Annotated in this window: 4 protein-coding genes; 1 reads left to right on the top strand and 3 read right to left on the bottom strand. The window is 72.8% G+C overall.

The annotated features are described in order from the left end of the window. Positions 1-257: 257 nt before the first annotated feature. Both NBZ85_RS26785 and NBZ85_RS26780 read right to left on the bottom strand, forming a co-directional pair. Entirely contained in the window at positions 258-1,097 is an 840-nt protein-coding gene (locus NBZ85_RS26785; protein WP_261562831.1) for an SDR family NAD(P)-dependent oxidoreductase, read from the bottom strand. Between the two features lie 176 nt (positions 1,098-1,273). Then, the gene (locus tag NBZ85_RS26780) at positions 1,274-3,130 is read right to left on the bottom strand and encodes a RecQ family ATP-dependent DNA helicase (RefSeq protein ID WP_261562830.1); all 1,857 of its coding nucleotides are present in this window, start codon (positions 3,128-3,130) and stop codon (positions 1,274-1,276) included. Between the two features lie 270 nt (positions 3,131-3,400). Between NBZ85_RS26780 and NBZ85_RS26775 the strand changes: the two genes are divergently transcribed. Next, the gene (locus tag NBZ85_RS26775; RefSeq protein ID WP_261556820.1) at positions 3,401-4,501 is read left to right on the top strand and encodes a hypothetical protein; all 1,101 of its coding nucleotides are present in this window, start codon (positions 3,401-3,403) and stop codon (positions 4,499-4,501) included. On the opposite strand, the gene NBZ85_RS26770 is transcribed toward NBZ85_RS26775, so the two are convergent. Next, a partial coding sequence (locus NBZ85_RS26770; RefSeq protein ID WP_261562829.1) for a class I adenylate-forming enzyme family protein occupies positions 4,486-5,578 on the bottom strand: 1,093 nt, incomplete at its 5' end. The two genes, NBZ85_RS26775 and NBZ85_RS26770, sit on opposite strands and share 16 nt — an antisense overlap.

Below are 5,578 nucleotides of genomic sequence, written 5' to 3'. Positions count from 1 at the left end.
CCCCGCCCCCGCTGCCGACGCCTCAGCCGGCAACAGCCGACGGTGGCGCAGCCGACGGTGGCGCAGCCGACGGTGGCGCAGCCGACGGTGGCGCAGCCGACGCCGACGCCCCCCGACCAGGCCACTGCGGGGTCGCCCGGTCGGGGGATAGGTCGATCGGCCGCCGGATGGGCGCGTCGCGGCACGAACCCTCGCGGCGGCCGGTGGCCGGGGTGGTCCAATCGGACCGCACGCAGCGGCCGGTCGGAGTAGCCCGATCAGGCGGCGCGGCGGCTCCTGGGTGCCGCGCCCGGCAGCGCGGCCAGCGACCCGGACCGCAGCACCCGCTCGGTGATCCGCGCGACCAGGCCGCGAGGCAGCAGCCGGGAAGCGTTGGAGGTCAGGAAGTTCAACCGGCCGTCGATGACGTAGGCCTGGCCCCGGTCGAGGGCGCGGAAGGCCGCCGCCACCACCTCATCAGTGGTCCGCAACCGGCCGCCGGCGGACATCTGCGAGCCCAGCGCCTCGAAGAAGTTGGTGTCGGTCGGCCCCGGGCACAGGGCGAGCACGCGCACCCCGCGAGGCCGGCATTCGGCCCACAGACCGATGGAGAACGACAGGACGAAGGCCTTGGAGGCTCCATAGACCGCCATGTAGGGAACGGCCTGGAAGCCCGAGGTCGACGACACGTTGATGATGGTGCCGGAGCCCCGGGCGACCATCGCCGGCAGGAACAGGTGCGCGACCCGCTCCACCGCAACAACGTTCAACATCACCTCACGGTGGTCCCGGTCGGCGGACAGCTCGTGGTACGGCCCACGAGTTCCGAAGCCGGCGTTGTTGACGAGGATGTCGATCTCCAAGCCGGTTTCGGCGACCGCCTTGGCAAGCTGGTCGGGGCCGCTCTCCTCGGCGAGGTCGATGGGTACCGCGTGCACGTCAACCCCGTAGCGGGTGCCGAGCCGCTCCGCGACCTCCTCCAGCTTGGACTCCGCCGGCGCCACCAGGACGAGCGTGGCGCCCCGGGCCGCATACGCCTCCGCGAAGGCCGCGCCGATACCTGACGACGCCCCTGTGACCAGGGCGGTGCTCATCTGAAGATCCGCTTGCGCGGTCATGGTCCTCCCTGCTCTGCCGGACGCGTGACCATGCTTGAATCCAGCGCACGGCAAGCGACGATGTCAGGAAACGACATCATCGGACATCTCGGGATGGACCGGACAGTTGCCGCCACCACCGGCGTACCTGTAGGTGCGGGCCCGTCAGTGGGGGGATGCCCTGCGGCGCAGGTCTTTCACGTCCGATCGAGCAGGTGACGCTCCCGGACCGCGCCCACCGACAGGGTGCGGTAGCCCACATCGTCGAACAGCACCGTGATGCGATCGCCATCCTCCTTGACGACCTGCCCCCGGCCCCATGAGACGTGACGCACCGCGGCGCCGGCCGGGAACGGGGCTTCACCGTCGGTGGTTTCGGGCCGCCGTTGGGCCGGCAGGCCCGCCAGGCAATTGTCGCAGCGCCCGCACGGGCCGTCCGTCGTCTCCCCGAAGTAGGCCAGCAGGAACGCGCGCCGGCAGTCGCGGGTCTCGGCGTAGCCGCGCATCATCTCGACGCGGGAACGTTCGACCTCGACCCGCGCCTCGGCCACCGCGAGCGCGCGGCGCGCCGCCTCCTCCGGGTCCGGGGCGTCCGCTCGCGCGACGATGTGCCCGTCGTCGTGGACCGCCACCACCTCCGCGCTGGCGAGCAGGTCCACCAGCCGGGTCAGCGCCGTGTCACGCAGCCCGGCCGCCGTGGCCAGCTCCCGCGCCGTCACCGGTCCGTCGGCGTGCCCCAGCAGCACCGCGACGCGTCGTAAGGCCGTCTCGTCGACCCGGCCGGAGGCGAAGAAGCGCCGCAGACCGAGATCCTCCGGCCGGTAGAACAGGCAGGCCACCGCGGGCTCCCCGTCCCGCCCGGAGCGGCCGATCTCCTGGTAGTAGGAGTCGAGGGAGTCCGCCACCTCGGCGTGGATGACGGTGCGGACGTTAGGCTTGTCGATGCCCATGCCGAACGCGGTCGTGGCGACCACCACGTCGCACCGGTCTGCCCGGAAGTCCGCCTCGATCTCGCGCCGCCGCGCGGCCCTCAGGCCGGCGTGGTACGGATGCACTGTCAGCCCCAGGCCGGCGAGCTCGTCGGCCAGCTCCTCCGTGGCCCGCCGGGTGGCCGCGTAGACCAGCGCCGGCTTGGCCTCCCCTGCGATGCGTTCGATCAGAGTCGCCCGCTTGGCCTCCTCGTCGGTGAACGACACCACGGACAGGAAGATCTCGGGCCGATCGAACCCCCGCACGACCTCGACCGGGTCCCGCAGCCGAAGCCGCTCCCGGATCTCCCGGCGCACCGGTGGGGCCGCGGTGGCCGTCAGGGCCACGACCGTCGGATGCCCGAGGTCCTCGACGACCTGCCCCAGCTGGGCATAGTCGGGCCGGAAGTCGTGCCCCCAGGATGCGATGCAATGGGCCTCGTCGACGACGAACAGGGACGGTCGCGCCTCGCGCAGCGCCGCGCGTACGTCGTCGCGGGCAAGCTGCTCCGGGGCCAGGAAGAGGAACTCGGTGCGCCCCTGCCGGATCGCGTCGAAAGCGGCGTGGCGGGCCGCCCGCCCCGCATCCGAGTTCGCCGCGGCGGCCGGCGGGTCGTCGCCGAGCAGGCCCGACAGCCGCTCGGTCAGCCCGCGGACCTGGTCGCGCTGCAAGGCGATCAACGGCGAGACCACGATGGTCGGGCCGGCCAGCACCAGCGCCGGGATCTGGTAGACCGCCGACTTGCCACGGCCGGTCGGCAGCACGCACACCGTGTCCCGGCCTTCGACGACGGCCCGCATGGCATCCAGCTGACCGTCCCGCAACTCCGGGAAGCCGAACCCCTCCTGGGCGACCAGCCGGATCAGGTCGCCCAGCTCGTCCTCGGCCTCGGCCTCCGGCGCGACTTGCCCCGGCGCGACTTGCCCCGGCGCGACTTGCCCCGGCGCGACTTGCCCCGGCGCGACTGCCGCCGGCTCGGCCGGCGTCCGCGCCTTCGCCTCGATGGTCCCGACCCCGGGCGCGGCTTGGCGCCGGCCCCGGATCCAGGCGGTCAGCAGCTTCGTTGTCTGATCACGGAGGTTCATGGTGCCGCTGGGCGTACCCGCTCACCACCGACCCCCACCCTCGAACGACCACGAAGGGGACAAGCTTCACCGGCTGGTACCCACCAGTCCGACACCAATCGGCAAACCTTGCCGCCCGCGCAATCGCCGCTCGCGTGAGCGGATCCGCCGCTCCGGCCGAATCGCGCAGCACATTCGACGCCGAAAAGTATTCGATCGACTACAGTTTTGCCCCTACCGGATGGTCGTCGCAGGAGGAATGTATCGATGCGTAATCGGAGGTTCCGACATTTGCCGGTTCCCCTCGTTGCTCTGCTCGCCGCGGTCGCCGTCGCGGTCCCGCTCGTCGGGCACGGCGAAGGCCACGCCACCGCTGGCGGGGACGGCGTCGCCGCGGCGGTCGATCCGGGGGGCGGCGGCGAGACGGCGGGCGGCCCGGTTGGCCGGTCCGGCCGCGCCGCGCCGCCGCGCCGGGCGCTGGCCGCCGAGACCCGGCCCGTCCCGGCCACCCCGGCGGGCAAGCTGCGCTTCGGGCTGGGCCCCGGGCTCGACAGCGCCCACAGCTCCCCGCTGGCGCCCGACCTGGACTTCCTCAGCACCTGGTACAACGGGCCGAACGATCTGAGCTTCCTGCGCAACTGGAAGGCCGATCTGATCCCCGAGGTCTACCGCTCGGGGCACGGCATCCACCTCATCGTCTGGCTTGACGGCACCGGTGGGGTCGGCACCGTCCAGACTGCGCACGGCCCGGCGTGCGGCCGCGAGTACCCGCTGTCGAGCGGCTTCCTCGACAATGCGCGGGAGCTCGCGTCGATCTTCGCCGGCCCCGCCGGCGGTCCCGCGCTCTACGTCACGCTGTTCACCGAGTTTCAGACGTACCCGTGCCACCCGAATGCGTGGGCCACCACGCCGGACACCACCAACTACTACCTCGCGCTGCAGGACCAGTACCTGGCGGCGCTGAACATCTTCCATTCCAGCGCGCCGAACGCACGGGTGTCGCTCGGCTGGGGCGGCTGGCAGAGCCGCTGGGACGATCCGGTCGCCGGCGGCGGCCGCTCGCTGATCACCCATTTCGCGGACGTGCTGCGCGCCTCGGACTTCGAGAGCTTCCAGGCGATGGGCACCGACTCGAACGCCGCCGACGTGCGGGACATGACGAAGGCGCTCGGCCAGTACGGCCCGGTCATGCTGGCCCACTACAAGTCCGAGTCGCAGACGACGTGGGAGTCGGACATCCATGCGCTGCTGTCCGGGGACGCGCCGAGCCAGCTCAGCCGGGACGGCCTGTTCGCGTTCAGTTTCATGGACGCGGCCAACATCGCCTCGCCGGCGGCGCTAAGCCTGGCCCGGGGCGCGATCCAGAGCCACGGGGTTCACTCGACGCTCTGAGCGCGCTGAGGCCCGTCGGCGGGCGTGGTGCCGGCGGGCGTGGTGCGCCGGGACGGCGAGGCGGCGGCGGTCAGCGACCGCAGGGCCCGGCGGTCGGTCTTGAGCACGCTGGTGAGCGGCAGCGCCTCGACGATGTGCACCTCGCGGGGGTAGCGCAGGGGCCCGAGCCGGGCCCGGCCCCAGCGCACCAGTTCCGCCGGGGAGACCGTGCCGCCGGTGACGAGCTGCACGTAGGCGATCACCTCCTCGCCGTGGCGATGGTCGGCCCGACCGACGACCCCGCACGCGGCGACGTCGGGATGGCCGAGCAGGCCGTCCTCGACGTCACGCGGGTAGACGTTGACCCCGCCGCGGATGATCAGGTCCTTGATCCGGTCGACGACGTACAGGTAGTCGTCGACGTCGCAGCGCCCCACGTCACCGGTGTGCAGCCAGCCGCCACGCAGCGCCTCGGCGGTGGCCTGCGGCGCCTGCCAGTACCCCGTCATCAGCATCGGGCCCCGCAGGCAGATCTCCCCGTCCTGCCCGGGGCCGGCCGCCGAGCCGTCGGGCAGCTCGACGCGCACCTCGACCCCGGGCGCGGGAAGACCCACGCTGCCCAGTCGCGCCGCGCCCGGCGGCGTGGTGGTGACGCCGCCCGCGCTCTCCGTGCAGCCATACCCCTCGACCAGCTCGACGCCGGGCAGGCGCCGCTGCCACTCGAGCGCGATCTCCCTCGGCAGCGGCGCGCCGCCACTGGTGACGCGACGCAGCGACGATGTGTCGGCCAGGTCCAACGGCTCCGCGAGCAGTTGACCAATCATGGACGGCACCAGCGCGCTGACCGCGACCCGGTGTTCGGCCACCAGCTCCAGCCACCCGCGGGGATCGAACCAGCGCATCAGGACCGCGGGGCCCGGCTTGCGCGCATGCAGCGTCATCACGCTGATCGTCAGGCCGTAGATGTGCGACAGCGGCAGCGGCAGCAGGCCGACGAGCCCCTCGTCCGCGTTCCCCGACGCGGACGCGAAGCCGCCGGCGGACAGCGCGTCGTGGGAGAGCACGACCCCCCGCGCCTGCCCGGTGGTGCCGCCGGTG

Source organism: Frankia tisae (assembly GCF_025403405.1).
Classification (GTDB): Bacteria; Actinomycetota; Actinomycetes; order Frankiales; family Frankiaceae; genus Frankia; species Frankia tisai.
This window is presented reverse-complemented; position numbering and strand designations above follow the sequence as displayed.

Bases quoted from the DNA above. Each gene is read 5' to 3' on its own strand.
- NBZ85_RS26785 (WP_261562831.1), bottom strand. From the start codon at position 1,097: ATGACCGCGCAAGCGGATCTTCAGATGAGCACCGCCCTGGTCACAGGG.
- NBZ85_RS26780 (WP_261562830.1), bottom strand. From the start codon at position 3,130: ATGAACCTCCGTGATCAGACAACGAAGCTGCTGACCGCCTGGATCCGG.